The following is a 14,991-nucleotide window of genomic DNA, read 5'->3' on the forward strand; positions in this document are numbered from 1 at the left end:
GATCACCCGGCGGTAGGCGGTGCCGCAGTGGGTGAACTCTTCATCCGTCGGCGGCCTGGTCTGCTCGTTCGAGCAGCAGCCGGGTCTGGTCGTAGCGGAATTCGACGTGCTCGACGAGGATCGGCAGGAGTGGTTGGCGCTGGCGGGTGCGGTCAGCGGTCCGTTCGTTTTCCTTGCGTCGCCGACGGCCCAGGCCGTGGAACTCGCCAGGGGGGACGGGGCAGGGGGCAACCCAAGCCGCCCAGCGTTCGGGCTCGTCAGCGGCCCAGGTGTGCAGGTCATAGTAGAAGCTGCGGACCGAGATGACGATGTCGTCCTGGCCCCTGCGGTGGGTGCCGTCGTCCTTGAGGCGGATGGTCTCGCGCCAGCGGTTGTAGAGGTCGGGAGCGATCCGCAGGCCCTGCTGGCCGGGGTGGAGTTCCTCGATCGCCACCCAAAAGTGCTTGACTCGAACTCCCACGGGTCCACGGGGACCGCGAACCCCGTCAACGGGCTGTACAGCAGGTAGTACAGGTGCTCGGCCCGGGGCGGGGTCAGGGTGAGGAACTGCTCGACGGAGGGCACCGTCCCGGTGGTGATCTGCCGGGATCCCGCGTCGTTGCCCATCAGTTCGTGGCCGATCTCGTTGAGAGCGGCGAGTTTGGCCCCGAGCAGTTCGGCGGAGAGCGGGTGGGCCTCGTCCACGACGAACTGGGAGTGACCCGCGCTGCCGAGGGCGTGGCGTACCCTCCGGCCGTCGGCGGCGCGTGCCGCCGCCAGTCCCGACGCGGCCTGTTCCCGGCGCCAGTCACCGGGGTTGTGCGCCCACCAGATGTCGTGCGCGGCCGGGACGCCCGCGGCGGCTTCCCGCAGGAGCGCCGCGCTACCGCTGCCGGATCCGGGGCCGGAGCCGGGGCCCTCGGCGTGGCCCGGGTGGTTCGACAGCACGTACTTGAGGCGGACGGCCGCACTCGCCCGGGGAAGTTCGACGACCTCGCAGGACCGTCCCGTCAGAAGGATCCGCACGTCCTCGTCCGCCAGGTCGAGGACGCTCAGGAACTCGGCGATCACATCAGGGACGTCGTGGGCGACGACGGTGTGCACAGTGGCTGCCCCTCCAGAATCTCGGATTCCCGCGGTCCCCCCAAGTCTCAGGAGTTACGGAGCCGTCGGGCCAGACGGCGCATCTCTCAGGAACCTGCCATGCAGGTTCCTGAGAGATGCGCCGCTCCCACCTGGGAGCCACCGCTTGCCACAGTGCTCAGCAGTGCCGGGAGCGGGGCCCGCTCGTGGCAGCGACGGTCGCAGGAATCCCCCCTGCCCGAGGAAGGGTCGTACACACAGTGGCTTCGCCCTCTCGCACCAGCCTGGCCGACGAAGTGACCGGACTCCTCGGCCGTCCGGCGCCGAGGCCCGGACTCCCCTGGACCGTGGCCAAGTACGCGCAGACGCTGGACGGTCGTATCGCCACCGTCTCCGGTGACTCGCAGTGGATCAGCTCGCCCGAGGAGAGACGCTTCACGCACGCCGTCCGGGCCCATTGCGACGGCATCCTGGTGGGCATCGGCACCGTACTCGCCGACGACCCCCATCTCACCGTGCGGGAAGTGCCGGGCCGTTCACCGGTGCGGGCGATCCTCGACTCCGCCCTCCGCACCCCCGTCACGGCCCGCGTCCTCGACACGGCGGCCCCCACCGTCATCCTGAGCACGGAGAACGCCTCGGTGCGCCGGGGCCATGCCCTGCGTGAGGCGGGCGCGCAGGTCGTCCGGGTGGCCTGCGACCGCGACGGGCGGACGGACCTCGAAACCGGTCTCCGGGCCCTGCGCGCGCACGGGCTGGAAAGCCTCATGGTGGAGGGCGGCACCGCGGTCCTCACCGCTCTGCTCCGCTCCCGCTTCGTCGACCGGGTGGTGGTGTCCCTCGCTCCCATCATCATGGGCAAGGGGCTCGAAGCCGTGGGTGATCTCGGTGTCCGGCGTCTCTCCGACGCACTGCGGCTGAAGGATCTGTCCACCGTACGGATGGGACCCGACCTGGTATGGGCCGGTACGCCCGACCACCCGCGACCCGCATGACGGCGCCGGACCCGGCCGGGACCCGAACGGCCCGCCCGCCGGTCGGGCTGGTCATCTTCGACTGCGACGGGGTTCTCGTCGACAGCGAGCGCATCGCCGTCGGAGTCCACGCCAGGATCCTGGCGGCTCTCGGCTGCGACTTCACCCGGGCCGAGATCGTCGACCTCTTCGTGGGGTCCTCGAAGGAGGTCTACCGCAGGGCCGTGGAGGAACGGCTCGGCCGTGCCCTCGCCCCCGACTGGCAGGAGCCCTACGAGCACCTGTACCAGGAGGCGTACGCGGCCGGCGGGCTGACCCCGGTCGACGGTGTCGGCGAAGCGCTGGCCGCCCTCACGGTGCCGCTCTGTGTCGCGTCGAACACCCGCGCGGAGAGCGTCCGTATGAGTCTGCGCCGGACCGGTCTCGACCCGTGGTTCGGCGAGCACGTCTTCAGCGCCACCGCGGTGGAGCGGGGGAAACCGGCCCCGGACCTCTTCCTGCACGCGGCCCGGAGCATGGGAGTCCCCCCGGACCGGTGCGCGGTGGTGGAGGACAGCGCGTACGGGGCGGCCGCGGCCCGCGCGGCGGGTATGCGCGTCTTCGCCTACCGCGCCGGCCTCACACCCGCCGAGCGGCTGGCCGGACCCGGCACCGTCGTCTTCGACGACATGAGGCGGCTGCCCGAACTCATCGAGCGGCAGACGGCCCCGGAGTGACCGCGGCTCGGCTCCGGGTGCCTCCGCCCGCTGGGCGACATCGCCCGCGCGGTCCGAGCAGATCCGAATCACCCGACTACGGAGAGTTTACGCGCCCGTACTCTAGGTATCGATATTCAGGTGGAGTTGGGGTGCCGCCCGCAGGGTGACGGCTCTCGCGGGCGGCCTCCCGCCGCCCCGGTACCGGGGCGGCGGAGAGAGTAAGGAGCGGAGATTGGCTCAGAAGGAACGCGCGCGTGCTGACCGCGGGGCGTCATGAAGCCGCGGTCGACGGAGAACGTGCGGTACGTGGAGTCCGGGGGCGCGCGGTACGCGCGGGGCGGTTGGCGGGCCTGGTGGACCAACGGGGCGCGGGGCGAGGGTGGTTGAGCGGCGTGGTGCCCGAGGTTCCGGCCGCCCGGGAGGCGTTGTCCCGCCGCGGACATCCGACGGGCGCGGCCCCGTCGGCACCGCACACGCCGCGGGAGCAGGTCCCGGGATACGTCCCGGACCGGCCGGCCCCTGACGACACCCCTTCCAGATAGGCCCGACATGTACGACGTGATCGTGGTAGGCGCGCGCTGCGCCGGAGCCGCCAGCGCTCTGCTGCTGGCCCGCGCCGGCCGCAGGGTCCTGCTGCTGGACCGCGCCCGCTTCCCCAGCGACACCCTGTCCACCCTCTACATCCACCAGCGCGGGCTGGCCCGGCTGGACCGGTGGGGCCTCCTGGGCGAGGTACTCGCCACAGGCGCGCCCCTGCTGACCCGTCTGTCCCTCAACTTCCCCGGCGCCCGTCTCACCGGGCCCGCCCCCGCCCTCGGAGCGATCAACGGGGGCTGCGCCCCGCGCCGTTACGCCCTGGACCACCTCTTGGTGGAGGCGGCCGTCCGCACGGGAGCCGAGTTCCGTCCCCGTACCACGGTCGTGGATCTGCACTGGGAGGACGGGAAGGTGACCGGCGTGCGCCACGGCACCCAGCGAGGCTCCACGACCCTGGCCCGCGCCCATCTGGTCGTCGGCGCCGACGGCCGGAACTCCACCGTGGCCCGCCTGGCCGACGCACCCGTCGCGCGCCAGGACCCCCGCGGCACCCGCGCCTACTACTCCTACTGGAGCGGCATCCCCGACCACGGTCTGCAGATGTACACCGGACAAGGCATGGGAGCCGGCTGTATCCCCACCCAGGACGGGCTGACCCTCGTATCCGTCCAGGTCTCCCGCGCCCTCCCCGCCGACGACGACCGGCAGCGGACCTACCGGGAGATGGCCAGGCGCTCGTCGGCGGAGCTGGACCGGCGACTCTCCGAAGGGAAACAGGAGGACCGCCTCTACTGCTGCTCGGACCTGCCCAACTTCTTCCGCCAACCGCACGGTCCTGGGTGGGCGCTGGTCGGTGACGCCGCACACAACAAGGACCCCACACCCGGGCGGGGGATCACCGACGCCTTCATCCAGGCCGAAATGCTCGCCGAGCGCCTGGACATCCCGCTCGACGACACCCAGCAGGTGGATGCCGCCTTGGCGAAGTACGCCCAGCAACTGCGTGAGGAGTTCACCCCGGCCTACGAAAGCGCCCTGGTCACAGCGCGCCTGGATCCCGCCGCGTACATCCGGCACCTGATCGACAATCAGCACGATCCCGCCTTCACCGAGCGTTTCTTCCGCGCCTTCGCCGGCCTCAACTGACAGACGCCACCGGCTCCCGGCTCCCGGCGTCCGGCTCCCGGCGGACGCCCCGGCACTCCGCCCCGGCCGTGCACGAGGCGAGCCCGCGCGGTGACGACCGGCACGACGCCGGTCAGGCGCGATTACGGGCACGGTCTCCGATTATCGCTGCGCTGTTATATTAGCGCTGTGACATCTTCCGATCCCACAGCGCTGCCCGATCCCTGGCAGTCGCTGCACAAGCTGCTGGCCGCCATGGACGCCGAGATCGAGCAGGTCTACATCGAGCGTGGCATCAAGGGGGTGCGGCCCCGGTTCGCCTATCCGCTGATCCGGCTCGCCCACACCGGGCCCCTGACCATCCGCGAGCTCGCGGAGTCCCTGGACCGCTCGCACTCCGCGATCAGCCAGACCATCGCCGCGATGCGCAAGGAGGATCTGGTCACCTCCGAGCCGGGGCCCGACGCCCGCACCCGGCGGATCGACCTGACCGAGCGCGGCCGGTCGCTGGTGCCGTTCCTGGAGGCCGAGTGGCGCGCCACCCACGCGACGGTCGCCGAGCTGGACGGCGAGATCCCGTACGCGCTGACCACCGTCGTCGAGGAGCTGCGGCGGGCGCTGGAGCACCGGTCGATGCGGCAGCGGGTCCTCGGCCATCTCGTCGAGCCACCGCGATGAGGGGGCGTGTCCGGTTCCTCGACACCCGCCCGCTGCGTGGCAGCCGGCCCTTCCGCGACCTGTGGATCGGCACCTCGGCCTCCCAACTCGGCGCGCAGATAGCCACGGTGGCGGTGCTGGCGCAGGTCTGGGATCTGACCGGCAGCCCGGTGGGCACCGGCGCCATCGGACTCGCGACCGGCCTGCCGATGGTGCTGTTCGGGCTGCTCGGCGGCACGTTGGCCGACACCGTCGACCGCCGTGCGGTGGTACGGGCCACCACCGCCGGCCAACTGCTGGCCGCCGCGGGGCTGTGTACCCAGGCTCTGGCGGACAACCGGAACGTACTGCTGCTGCTCGCCCTGGTCGCCCTGGGGAGCGCCTGCGGTGCGCTCGGCGCCCCTGCCCGGCGCACCTTTCCCGTCCGGCTGCTGCCGGCCGACCAGGTCGCGGCCGGGCTCGCGCTGACCAACGTCTCCTTCCAGGCGGCGATGCTGGCCGGGCCCGCGCTGGCCGGGCTGGTCATCGCCCGCTGGGGCTTCCCCGCCGCCTACGCCGCGCAGGCCGTGGCCGTCGTGGTCTCGATGCTCGCGGTGATCCGGCTTCCGGCCATGAAACCCGGGGGCGCCGACACCACGGGCGGCAGGCGCCGGCCGGAGCGCGGCGGCTGGCGGATCGTTCTGCGCCGCCCGACGCTGTGGGGCTCGTTGGCCGCCGACCTGTCCGCAACGCTGCTGGCCATGCCGGTCGCGCTCTTCCCGCTGGTCAACGAGATCCGCTTCGACGGCGATCCGCGGACCCTCGGGCTGTTCCTCTCGGCCGTCGCGGTCGGAGGGATCACCGCCGGTCTGCTCTCCGGCACGGTGACGCGCCGGCGCCGTGCCGGCCTGGTCCAGCTGACCGCGGCCGGCGTCTGGGGCCTGGCGCTGGCGGGTTTCGGTCTGGCCGGGCCGCTGTGGCTTGCGCTCGGCTGTCTGGCCGTGGCCGGCGCCGCCGACACCGTGTCGGTGGTCACCCGCAGTGCCCTGGTCCAGTTGGAGACCCCCGACGCCTACCGGGGGCGGGTTTCCTCCGTGGAACACGTCATCGGTGTCGCGGGCCCCGAACTCGGCAACTTCCGCGGGGGTCTGGTGGCGTCGGTCACCTCCGCCTCCTTCTCCCTGGTCGCCGGAGGCCTCTTCGCCACCCTGGCGGTCGCCGCCGTGGCCGCGGTCAACGGCCCCCTCCGCGCCTACCGCACGCCATCCGCCGCCGTGGAGCCGACCGCTCCCGCGGTCACCGACGCGGCAAAGGCCGCCGGTTAGGCTCGCCGATCCGATCCGATCCGGCCCGATCCGGTTCTTGGCGAGTACGGCTGCCGGTACCCCAGGCCACGGAGGGCCACGGAGGAACGGTCTCAGACGGAACGGTTCTCCGCGCTGACCATCCAGGCGTGCTTCTCCAGGGAGTCGATGATCGCGTGCAGCAGGTCGGCCGTGGAGGGATCCTCGCTGTCGACCTGGTCATGGTGCGTGCGCAGCGTATCGACGGTGGCACGCAGGCGCGCGGTGACAAGATCGACGACGGCACTCACACTCAGCTCCCCCTCCGGGAACGCGGGGAGAGTGGTGGTCGCCGCCACGGTGTCGGAGCGGCCGTCCGGCCAGGTCGCCAGAGCACGCATGCGTTCGGCGATGGTGTCGGCCGACTCCCGGGCGTCGTCGACGACCTGGTCCAGTTGCAGATGCAGGTCACGGAAGTTGTGGCCGACGACGTTCCAGTGGGCCTGCTTCCCCTGGAGGTGCAGTTCGACGAGATCCACCACGATCTGCTGCAACGCCCGGGAAAGCCCCGGCGAGGCGGCGAATCCGGCGGCATCGGACTCTGGACGCCGGGAAGCTCCAGGAGCGGAGGAAGCCGCCATGACGTATCTCCTTCTGAGAGCACAAGAGAGCGGACCCCCGGAAACAGGAGGCCCGTTGGCCTACGCCCCCAAGCCTACGAAGGTCCCTCTCCGCCGCCACCGGGCGTTCGTCCGTCTGCCCGCCCGGTGGCGGCGGAGAGGGACCCGTGGTGCGAGTGGTCAAGGATCCCCGGCGTCTTCCGGTGCGGGGGTGGCGAAGCGGACAGGGGCCTGGAAGCGGGCCTTGCGGGCGGCGCGGCGGAAGGTGGTGAGGACGGCGGGGCCGGCGAGTGCGACGCAGAGGAAGTTGGTGACGGCGCGGCCGGTGTCCCAGCCGAGGGAGGTGGCCAGGTCGAAGGCGAGATAGCGCTGCCACTGCTCGGTGAAGGGCAGTCCCGGCAGATAGGCGATGGAGCTGCCGGGATCCAGGGAGAAGGGCCAGAAGGAGAGGTTGAGCAGGAAGCCGAAGAGATAGCCGGAGAGCGCTCCGTAGAGCGCCAGCATCAGTACCTCGCGCCGGCCGGTGGCTCGCGGGAGCAGGCCGGCGAGCATGCCGACGAAGGCGCAGCCGAACATCTGGTAGGGCATCCAGGGGCCGACCCCGCCCGTGATGAGCGCGGAGGCGAAGAGTGAGGTGCAGCCGAGGGTGAAGCCGAACCCGGGGCCGTAGACACGGCCGGCCAGGACGAGGACGAAGAAGACGGTCTCGATGCCCGCCGTGCCCGCGCCGAGCGGACGCAGCGCCGCGTTGACCGCCGACAGCACCCCGAGCATGGCGAGCGCCTTCGAGTTGATGCCGCCCTCGGCGATCTCGGAGATCACGACACACAGGACGAGTACGAGGAGCACACCGAAGATGAGGGGCGGCGCGTAGTTCGATCCGAAGGTGCCCGGGGCGACGAGGAAGGGCCAGAAGAAGGCGACGGCACCGAGGAGGGCCGCCATGGCGATGACGATTCCGGCGCGCGGTGTGATGCCGATGGCCGCGGCACGCGGGCTCATGAGTCCGCCTCGTCGTCACGGAGTACGGCGGCCACCTGGCCGACCGTGAGGTAGGGCAGGGGTGCCAGGATCTTCGCGACCTGCGGTGCGAAGACCGGTGAGGCGACGATGACTTCCGGGGTCGGGGCGTCGGCGACGATGTCGCCCTCGGCCATGACGACCACCCGGTCGGCGGCGCGGGCGGCGAACTCGACGTCATGGGTGGAGATCACGACAGCCCGGCCCTCGGCGGCGAGAGCGTCCACGATCTGGATGAGCCGGCTCTTGGCCCGGTAGTCGAGGCCGCGGGTCGGTTCGTCGAGCAGGACGACCCGCGGGGCCGCGGTGAGCTGGATGGCGAGGACGAGGGCGAGTTTCTGTCCCTCGGAGAGGTCGCGTGGATGGGTCGCGTCGTCGATGCCGGGAGCGAGCCGGTCGAGGATCGCGCGGGCGGACGCTCCGCCGCCAAGAGCCCCGACGGTGCCGGACTCGGTGTCGGCCTGTTCGAGTTCCTGCCTGACGCTCTCCAGATAGAGCAGGTCGGTGGGTGTCTGGGGCACCAGGCCGACCAGCCGCCGGGCCCCGGCCGCGGACAGCGTCCTCGGGTCGCGCCCGCGCGCCTCGTCGTCGGACCGTACGTCCACGGTGCCGGCCTTTCGCGGTCCTGAGCCCTGAAGGGCCCACAGCAGGGAGGACTTGCCGGAGCCGTTGCGTCCCATGAGGGCCGTGATCTCCCCGCCGCGCAGGTCGAGATCGACTTCCCGTACGGCCGGTACGCCGTGGTAGGCCACGGTGATGCCACGGGCCTTGAGCAGGTCCGGCCGGCCGGCTCCGGGCACCGGACGGACGGGGGGCGGCTGCGTGTCGGCCAGCCGGGTACGCAGCGGGGCGGCGGCGCGACGGGCGTCCCGGATGGAGAGGGGCAGGGGTGACCAGCCGGCGGCGCGGCCCAGTTCCACGATGGGCGGGGCGATGGGCGACGTACGGAAGATCTCCGCCGGCGGGCCGGGGACGACGCGGCCGTCGCCCGGCAGCAGAAGGACCCGGTCGGCGTACTGGACGACCCGCTCCAGCCGGTGTTCGGCGAGGAGCACGGTGACGCCGAGGTCGTGGACGAGGCGGGTGACGGCGGCCAGCACCTCCTCGGCCGCGGTCGGGTCGAGCGCGGATGTCGGCTCGTCCAGGACCAGGACGCGCGGGTGCGCGGTGAGGACGGAGCCGATGGCCACCCGCTGCTGCTGGCCGCCGGAGAGTTCGTACAGGGCGCGATGGCGCAGGTCCGCCAGGCCCAGCAGGTCGAGGGTCTCCTCGACGCGCTTGCGCATGACCGCGGGCGGAACGGCCAGTTGCTCCATCGCGTAGGCGAGCTCCTCTTCGACAGTGTCGGTGACGAAGCCGTCGAGCGGATCCTGACCGACCAGGCCGACGACGTCGGCGAGTTCCCGGGGCGGGTGTTCGGCGGTGTTCCGGCCGTCGACGGTGACGCGCCCGTGGAGGGTGCCGCCGGTGAAGTGCGGGACCAGCCCGTTGACCGCGCCCAGAAGGGTCGATTTACCGGCTCCGGTGTGGCCGACGACCAGGCACAGCTCGCCCTCGTCGACGGTGAGGCTGACATCACGCAGGACCGGTCCGGCTCCGTCGTCGTACTCCACGCTGACATGGTCGAAGGTGATCACTCGGGTTCCTCGGTGCGCTGCGCGGGGACGGGGTACGTGGGCGGGGCGGGCGGTGGCGCGAGGATTCCGGCGGCTCCGGCGAGGAGGATCGCGGCGGCCGGGACCAGTGGCAGCGCCGGCCACGTAAGCGGATAGATGGAGGGGTTGAGCTCCGCCGGGTCGTAGCCGGCGTTGCTGAAGAGCAGTACGGCGGAGAGCACACCGCAGCCGGCCACGGCCCATTCGGCGAACCGCCAGGGGTCGGGCCGGTAGGTGGTCCGGGTGATCCGGCGCCCGCCGAGGCGGAGTCCCACGACGCACAGGAGCGAGCCGGCCGCCAGCGCGGGCAGACCGAGCGGCTTCGGGGCGGTGGCGTCGAGGAGGCCGTACGCCCCGGCGCACAGTCCGCACATGCCGAGCAGCATGAGCGCGCCGGTGAGCCGACGGGAGCGGGGGGTGGCCGAGCCCGCGCGGCCGTAGCCGCGGGAGTCCATGGCGGCGGCGAGGCGGAGGGAGCGTTCGAGCGCGTCTTCGAGTACGGGGACGGCGATACCGCGCAGGGCGCGCGGACCCTTGTGGTGGCCGGCCCGCAGCCGGCGGGCACGGCTCACACGCTGGACGCTCTGGACGAGTTGGGGCGCGACGCTGAGCGACACGGTGACGGCGACGCCGAGTTCGTACAGGGCGCCGGGCAGGACACGCAGGGCGCGTTTGGGGTTGGCGAGGGTGTTGGCGGCGCCGACGCAGCAGAGCATGCAGGCGAGGCGCAGGCCGTCGGTGGCGGCCGAGAGGACCGCTTCGAGGGAGACGGGCCCGCCGATCTGGATGCCCGCGTACCAGTCGGGGGTGGGGACGCGGGGAAGGGAGAAGAGGAAGTGGTCGTGCGGGGTGATGCCGGTGGCGAAGACCGCGCGGAAGATCACCCGGATGGCGACGACGGTCAGCGCCAGATAGAGGTAGTACTTGAAGCCGCGTGCCCAGGGCGCTTCGGTGCGCCGGGCGGTGATGACGTAGCCGAGGACCGCCAGGACGAGGAGGAGCAGCAGCGGGTTGTTGGTGCGGCTGACGGCGGTGGCGAGGGCGAGGGCCCAGATCCACCAGGCGACGGGGTGCAGGGTACGGGGAAGCCGGCGCCCGCCCGGGTCCGGCGCGGGCCGGCCGGACGCGGGGGCGAGCCGCTCGGACGCGGGGGTGCCTGACATGTACTACTCCGCGCGGCGTCGGCGGTTGGCCGCGAAGACGGCCGCGCCCGCGATGACCAGGAGCAGACCGGCCGTGACGGTGGCGGGCAGCGCCGATCCGGAATCGTGGGCGGCCTCGGCCGCCGGGGCGGCGTCGACCACTCTTCTCCCGTCCCCGTCCCCGTCCCCGCGCCCGTCCCCGGAAGGTACGGTCGGCGCTGACGACGGGGGCGGCGGGGCCGGCGGGGCGGTGGTGGACGACGGGGACGGCGCGGCGGACACGGGCGCGCTGGTGGACGGGGACGGCACGACGGCGGACGGGGCGGGCGTGCCGGGGGCGGGCACCTTCGCCGAAGGCGCGGGCGTGGGCGCGGGCGCGGGTGGTTTCCCCGCCTCCCCTCCCACGGTGCCGCTGGGCCGGGGGGCGGGCTTGTCCTGCGAACCGGACCCGACCGGCTCGGTGTTGCGGGCGCGGAGCTGGTCGGGGGTGAGCGTCGGGCGGCCCTCGGTGCCCTCTATGTCCGTACCGCCGAAGATCCACAGATCGACACTGCCCGGCTTCGGCTTGTAGCTCATGGCGCCGAGCCGGCTGTACTCCCAGGTGTCGGCACCCGGGTCGGCGTGCCAGTACGACCAGTACGCGGAAGCGGGCGGGGTGAGGACGCAGTCCTCCTGCCCCGAGGTGGGGTACTGCTTGCCGCCCTGGTGGCCGCTGTAGCCGATCCGGCAGATGAACGCCGGGCCGTCGTGCCCCGTTCCCGTGGTGCGCCAGCCGCCCTGGTTGAGCAGCTCGTAACCGGTCGTGGGTGTGGTGCCGCAGGAGCGGTGGACCGGGCCGCCCCAGTGGCCGAAGTCGACGGCGAGGACGACGCCGGACGTCGTGGTGCACCTGCCGATCGGCTGCGGCGCGGCGGCGGCCGTGCCGGTGGCCGCGGCGAGCGCGCCCGCCGTCGTGCCCGCCGTCAGTACGAGGGCCGTGACGACGCGGGCGCAGGCGCGCGGGAGACGGATTCTCACCGTGCTCCCCCCATCGCCGCGCGGCGCCTGCGGGCGAGGGCGACCGTGCCCCAGCCTGCCAGGGTCAGCGCGGCGGCGGCCGCCGCGAGCGCCCCGGCCTGGACACCGGTCGACGCCAGGTAACCGCCGCCGGAGCCGCCCGTACCGCCCGTACCGCCGGCTCCCCCGATGGTGTCGCCCGGGGTGACGATCACCGGAGCGGAGGAGGACGGGGCGGGGGTGGGCTGCGGGACGGTGCCGGTCAGGCTGCGGGCGAGCACCCCGAAGGAGATTCCGGTGGCACCCCCGACGGCCTGCGTGGAGGCCCGTACGTCGGAGCCGCGCTGGCCTTCCTTCGCGACATTGAAGCCGCCGTCGCCGTTCTGCTGGGAGGCGAGGAACGCACGGGCCCTGGCGATCCGCGCGCTGTACTTGGATGTGTCCAGGGAGAGTCCCTGGACCGCCAGAGCCGCGGAGTTCACCGAGTCGCCGGCCGCGCCCGGGAAGCCGCCGTCCGGCAGTTGCTCGGCCGCGATCCAGGCGAGAGCCTTGTCCACCGCGGTCCGGGCCCTCTCGTCCTCCACCAGATCCAGGGTCATCGCGGCCATGGCGGTGGAGTCGACATCCGAGTCACCCGTCGCCGGGATCAGGCTGGGCCAGGCGCCGGAGGGGTGCTGAAGGCTCTCCAGATACGCGACGGGCGCCCGCGCCGCCTCCTTCTCCCCGGCCCGCAACTGGGCCAGCACGCCCAGGGACTGGGCGAAGACGGACGGGGCGTAGGTGTAGGCGCCCTCGGCCGGGCAGCTACGGGACGGTGTCCGGCACACCGCCGTGCCGAGAGCGGCGATCAGGTCCCGGCCGCCGAAGTCCCGGGGGTCCCGGCCGACGCTCTCGGCGAGGAGTGCGGTCTTGCCGATCGATCCGCCCGCGGCGTACTCGGTGCCGACGCCCGTCCAGTCGTGGACCGTACGGCCCTCGGGGTCCTCGCCGCGCTTGTCGAGGAAGTCGACGATGCCGCGCAGGGCGTTGTTGTCGTGGCCGGTCGCGGCCAGCGCGAAGGCGCCGTCGATGGTGAGACCGAAGTCCGCCCGGCCGCCGCCTGCCGTGTAGTACCGCCCCTGCTTGAGACGGTCCGGGCCGGTCAGGTACGCGACGCCCTTCTTCAGGTCCGGGCCCGCGCCGGGCGGGGTGGTGGGGGGAGCCGTCGGCGGGGTGGTCGGCGGCCGGGTGGGTTCGGGCCGCTCCGTGGTCAGGGTCACCAGGCTGGTGTCCACGCCGGCGAGTACGGCGGGGGCGGTCGGATAGAGGGCCGCGTCCGAGGCCCCTTCCTCGAATCCGAAGCCGCCGTCCGGGAGTTGCCGTGCGGACAGCCAGGAGACGGCGGCGTCCGCCCGGTCCGTGTCACCGAGGGCGCGCAGCGCCTGGGCCGCGTAGGCGGTGGCGGTCACACTGCCGGTGGCGGAGCCGGTGTAGCCGGGGAAGCCGCCGTCCTGGCGCTGGGCCTTCCTGAGATACGCGCGGGCCCTGCCGACGGCGTCGGCCCGGCCGCCCGCCTTGTCCAGGACAAGGGCGACGAGCCCGGTGGTCGCGGGATCGCCGTCGCAGTACTCACCCGGACGGATCAGGATGCTGGTGATACCGCCGTCCTGGCACTGGAGCTGGGTCAGCCGCTCCACGGTCCCGGCCGGGGGACGAAGACCGCCGCGCACCACGGCCAGCACGGCGAGCGCCTGCCCGTCGGCGTACGAGGCACCGGGGAAGTCGCCCTTCGCCGTGCAGCCGGGCGCCGGACCGCCGGACTCGGGACCGGCCGCGCAGACGTTCTCCACCAGATCGCCGAGCAGGTCATGGCCCGCGAAGGCACGCGGGTCGCCTCCGGTGATCTCGGCGAGCAGGGCCAGCCGGGCGGCGGCGGTCGCGTCGGGCGGGGCGTCCTCGCCGCCGGGATAGGCGTAGGCGTCGGTACTGGCCGTGAGGAACGCCGTGACCTTGTCGAGACGGCCGCTCCCGCCGCCGGACGCCGCGAGGGCGTAGGCGGCCTCGGTCGTCAGGAGGTGGTTCGGACTGTCGGCGCCCTCGTCGACGACCCGCTCGCCGTCCGTGAGCCGGCCCGTCAGCCACCGGGCGGCGGCGGGAATGTCCACCTCACCCGCGGGAAGGGTCGGGGGGCCGCTGGGCTCGGACGGGCCGCCGCCACCGGCGCGTACCTCATCCGGCGTGAAGCTGGGTCTGCCGGTGGTGCCGCCGACATCCGTGCCGCCGAACACCCACGCGTCGACATCGCCCGCCTCGGGCTCGCGGTCCATGGCGCCGAGCGGGCTGTAGGACCACTCGTCCTGTCCGGGCGAGGCGATCCAGTACGACCAGTAGGCGGTGGCCTGCGGCGTCAGTACACAGTCGTCCTTGTCGGGAGTCGGGTACCGCGTACCGGAGTTGAAGGATCCGGAACCGATACGGCAGATGAAGGCGGGGCCGTCGTGCTCGGTGCCCTCCGTGGTGAACCCGCCCTCGTGCAGAAGCTCGTAGCCGGTGGTGGGGGTGGTGTCGCAGCCCCGCTCGACCGTGCCGCCGAAGGGCCCGAAGTCGACGGCGACCACCGCGCCCCTGGTGGCCGTGCAGTCCCCGACGGGGTCGGCCGCCGCGAGGGGCGTTCCCGTGACGAACGCCATGGCGGCACCGAAGGCGAGAAGGGCCGCCGATATCAGCGACACCGGTCGTCTCCGCCCGGCGTCGCGCCGGTCTGCTCCCTGTGCGGTCCCCACCACGGCCCCTCGTGTTGTCCGGGCGGCTCGCGCGTGGTGAAAAGACCCCCGTCACACGGCTCATGTCATGGGGAGGCCGATCGAACCACGCCGTAGTCCGCGACGGCGTTTCTCGCTGATCCAGCGCTCCAGGCAGTCCGGCTCGCCCGTGCTGCGTCGGGCCTACGGTTGCGGGTCAGCGCCGGATTCCGACCGGCTTCCCCTGGAGCTGCTCGCTTATCAGCCGGATTGGAACACGCCTGTGAAGACAGCGTCAAGGCGGCCTGGACCGCGTCCGTTCCCCCTGCGGCGGGCGGCGGCCGGGGCGTCTGGCGGGCCGGTGATCCCTCGGGTAGCGTCCGGGGCTGCCATGTGGGGGAACCCGGTGGGAATCCGGGGCTGACGCGCAGCGGTATGGGACGGCGGGGGCTGTCCCGAGCCCGAATGCCCATATGGCGGCGAGACACAGGAAGCCGTACCACGCGTCCGGACGGCGGCCCCG

At 72.9% G+C, this 14,991-nt stretch carries 12 protein-coding genes and 2 riboswitches; of the genes, 5 read left to right on the forward strand and 7 right to left on the reverse strand.

Going from position 1 to position 14,991, the window contains the following annotated elements; translation table 11 throughout:
* Positions 1 to 40: 40 nt before the first annotated feature.
* Entirely contained in the window at positions 41 to 433 is a 393-nt protein-coding gene (locus tag OG214_RS08910; protein WP_405984421.1) for a hypothetical protein, read from the reverse strand.
* 889 nt (positions 434 to 1,322) lie between these two features.
* On the opposite strand from OG214_RS08910, the gene OG214_RS08915 reads away from it, so the two are divergent.
* From OG214_RS08915 to OG214_RS08935, 5 genes are all read left to right on the forward strand, one after another.
* Positions 1,323 to 2,057, forward strand: a complete 735-nt coding sequence (locus tag OG214_RS08915) for a RibD family protein (RefSeq protein ID WP_405984422.1) — start codon at positions 1,323 to 1,325, stop codon at positions 2,055 to 2,057.
* On the forward strand, positions 2,054 to 2,752 hold the full coding sequence (locus tag OG214_RS08920) for an HAD family hydrolase (protein ID WP_405984423.1): 699 nt from the start codon (positions 2,054 to 2,056) through the stop codon (positions 2,750 to 2,752). Before OG214_RS08915 ends, OG214_RS08920 begins: the two co-directional genes overlap by 4 nt.
* 531 nt (positions 2,753 to 3,283) lie before the next feature.
* Complete coding sequence (locus OG214_RS08925; protein WP_405984424.1) at positions 3,284 to 4,417, forward strand: NAD(P)/FAD-dependent oxidoreductase; 1,134 nt, start codon at positions 3,284 to 3,286, stop codon at positions 4,415 to 4,417.
* Positions 4,418 to 4,585: 168 nt separating this feature from the next.
* The gene (locus tag OG214_RS08930; RefSeq protein ID WP_405984425.1) at positions 4,586 to 5,074 is read left to right on the forward strand and encodes a MarR family winged helix-turn-helix transcriptional regulator; all 489 of its coding nucleotides are present in this window, start codon (positions 4,586 to 4,588) and stop codon (positions 5,072 to 5,074) included.
* Positions 5,071 to 6,357: an MFS transporter gene (locus tag OG214_RS08935; protein ID WP_405984426.1), complete on the forward strand. Its 1,287-nt coding sequence runs from the start codon at positions 5,071 to 5,073 to the stop codon at positions 6,355 to 6,357. Before OG214_RS08930 ends, OG214_RS08935 begins: the two co-directional genes overlap by 4 nt.
* A gap of 92 nt (positions 6,358 to 6,449) precedes the next feature.
* Here the strand turns inward: OG214_RS08935 and OG214_RS08940 are convergent, their stop codons facing one another.
* The 6 genes from OG214_RS08940 to OG214_RS08965 form a co-directional block, all read right to left on the reverse strand.
* Positions 6,450 to 6,956, reverse strand: coding sequence for a Dps family protein (locus OG214_RS08940; RefSeq protein WP_405984427.1), 507 nt, complete (start codon positions 6,954 to 6,956; stop codon positions 6,450 to 6,452).
* 159 nt (positions 6,957 to 7,115) lie between these two features.
* Positions 7,116 to 7,937, reverse strand: coding sequence for an ECF transporter S component (locus OG214_RS08945; protein ID WP_405984428.1), 822 nt, complete (start codon positions 7,935 to 7,937; stop codon positions 7,116 to 7,118).
* A complete protein-coding gene (locus OG214_RS08950) occupies positions 7,934 to 9,592 on the reverse strand; it encodes an ABC transporter ATP-binding protein (RefSeq protein ID WP_405984429.1) in 1,659 nt (552 codons plus the stop codon). Before OG214_RS08950 ends, OG214_RS08945 begins: the two co-directional genes overlap by 4 nt.
* Entirely contained in the window at positions 9,589 to 10,773 is a 1,185-nt protein-coding gene (locus OG214_RS08955; protein ID WP_405984430.1) for an energy-coupling factor transporter transmembrane component T, read from the reverse strand. Before OG214_RS08955 ends, OG214_RS08950 begins: the two co-directional genes overlap by 4 nt.
* Before the next feature lie 3 nt (positions 10,774 to 10,776).
* On the reverse strand, positions 10,777 to 11,769 hold the full coding sequence (locus tag OG214_RS08960; protein WP_405984431.1) for a hypothetical protein: 993 nt from the start codon (positions 11,767 to 11,769) through the stop codon (positions 10,777 to 10,779).
* A complete protein-coding gene (locus OG214_RS08965) occupies positions 11,766 to 14,510 on the reverse strand; it encodes a prenyltransferase/squalene oxidase repeat-containing protein (protein ID WP_405984432.1) in 2,745 nt (914 codons plus the stop codon). Before OG214_RS08965 ends, OG214_RS08960 begins: the two co-directional genes overlap by 4 nt.
* 113 nt (positions 14,511 to 14,623) lie before the next feature.
* A riboswitch (cobalamin riboswitch) is annotated at positions 14,624 to 14,768 on the reverse strand.
* Between the two features lie 96 nt (positions 14,769 to 14,864).
* Positions 14,865 to 14,939: riboswitch (cobalamin riboswitch) on the forward strand.
* Positions 14,940 to 14,991: the final 52 nt, after the last annotated feature.

It is taken from the genome of Streptomyces sp. NBC_00872 (assembly GCF_045161915.1).
Classification (GTDB): Bacteria; Actinomycetota; Actinomycetes; order Streptomycetales; family Streptomycetaceae; genus Streptomyces.

Excerpts from the sequence above, each read along its gene's own strand:
- OG214_RS08940 (WP_405984427.1), bottom strand. The coding sequence starts at position 6,956 with ATGGCGGCTTCCTCCGCTCCTGGAGCTTCCCGGCGTCCAGAGTCCGAT.
- OG214_RS08935 (WP_405984426.1), top strand. The coding sequence starts at position 5,071 with ATGAGGGGGCGTGTCCGGTTCCTCGACACCCGCCCGCTGCGTGGCAGC.
- OG214_RS08925 (WP_405984424.1), top strand. The coding sequence starts at position 3,284 with ATGTACGACGTGATCGTGGTAGGCGCGCGCTGCGCCGGAGCCGCCAGC.
- OG214_RS08945 (WP_405984428.1), bottom strand. The coding sequence starts at position 7,937 with ATGAGCCCGCGTGCCGCGGCCATCGGCATCACACCGCGCGCCGGAATC.
- OG214_RS08920 (WP_405984423.1), top strand. The coding sequence starts at position 2,054 with ATGACGGCGCCGGACCCGGCCGGGACCCGAACGGCCCGCCCGCCGGTC.
- OG214_RS08955 (WP_405984430.1), bottom strand. The coding sequence starts at position 10,773 with ATGTCAGGCACCCCCGCGTCCGAGCGGCTCGCCCCCGCGTCCGGCCGG.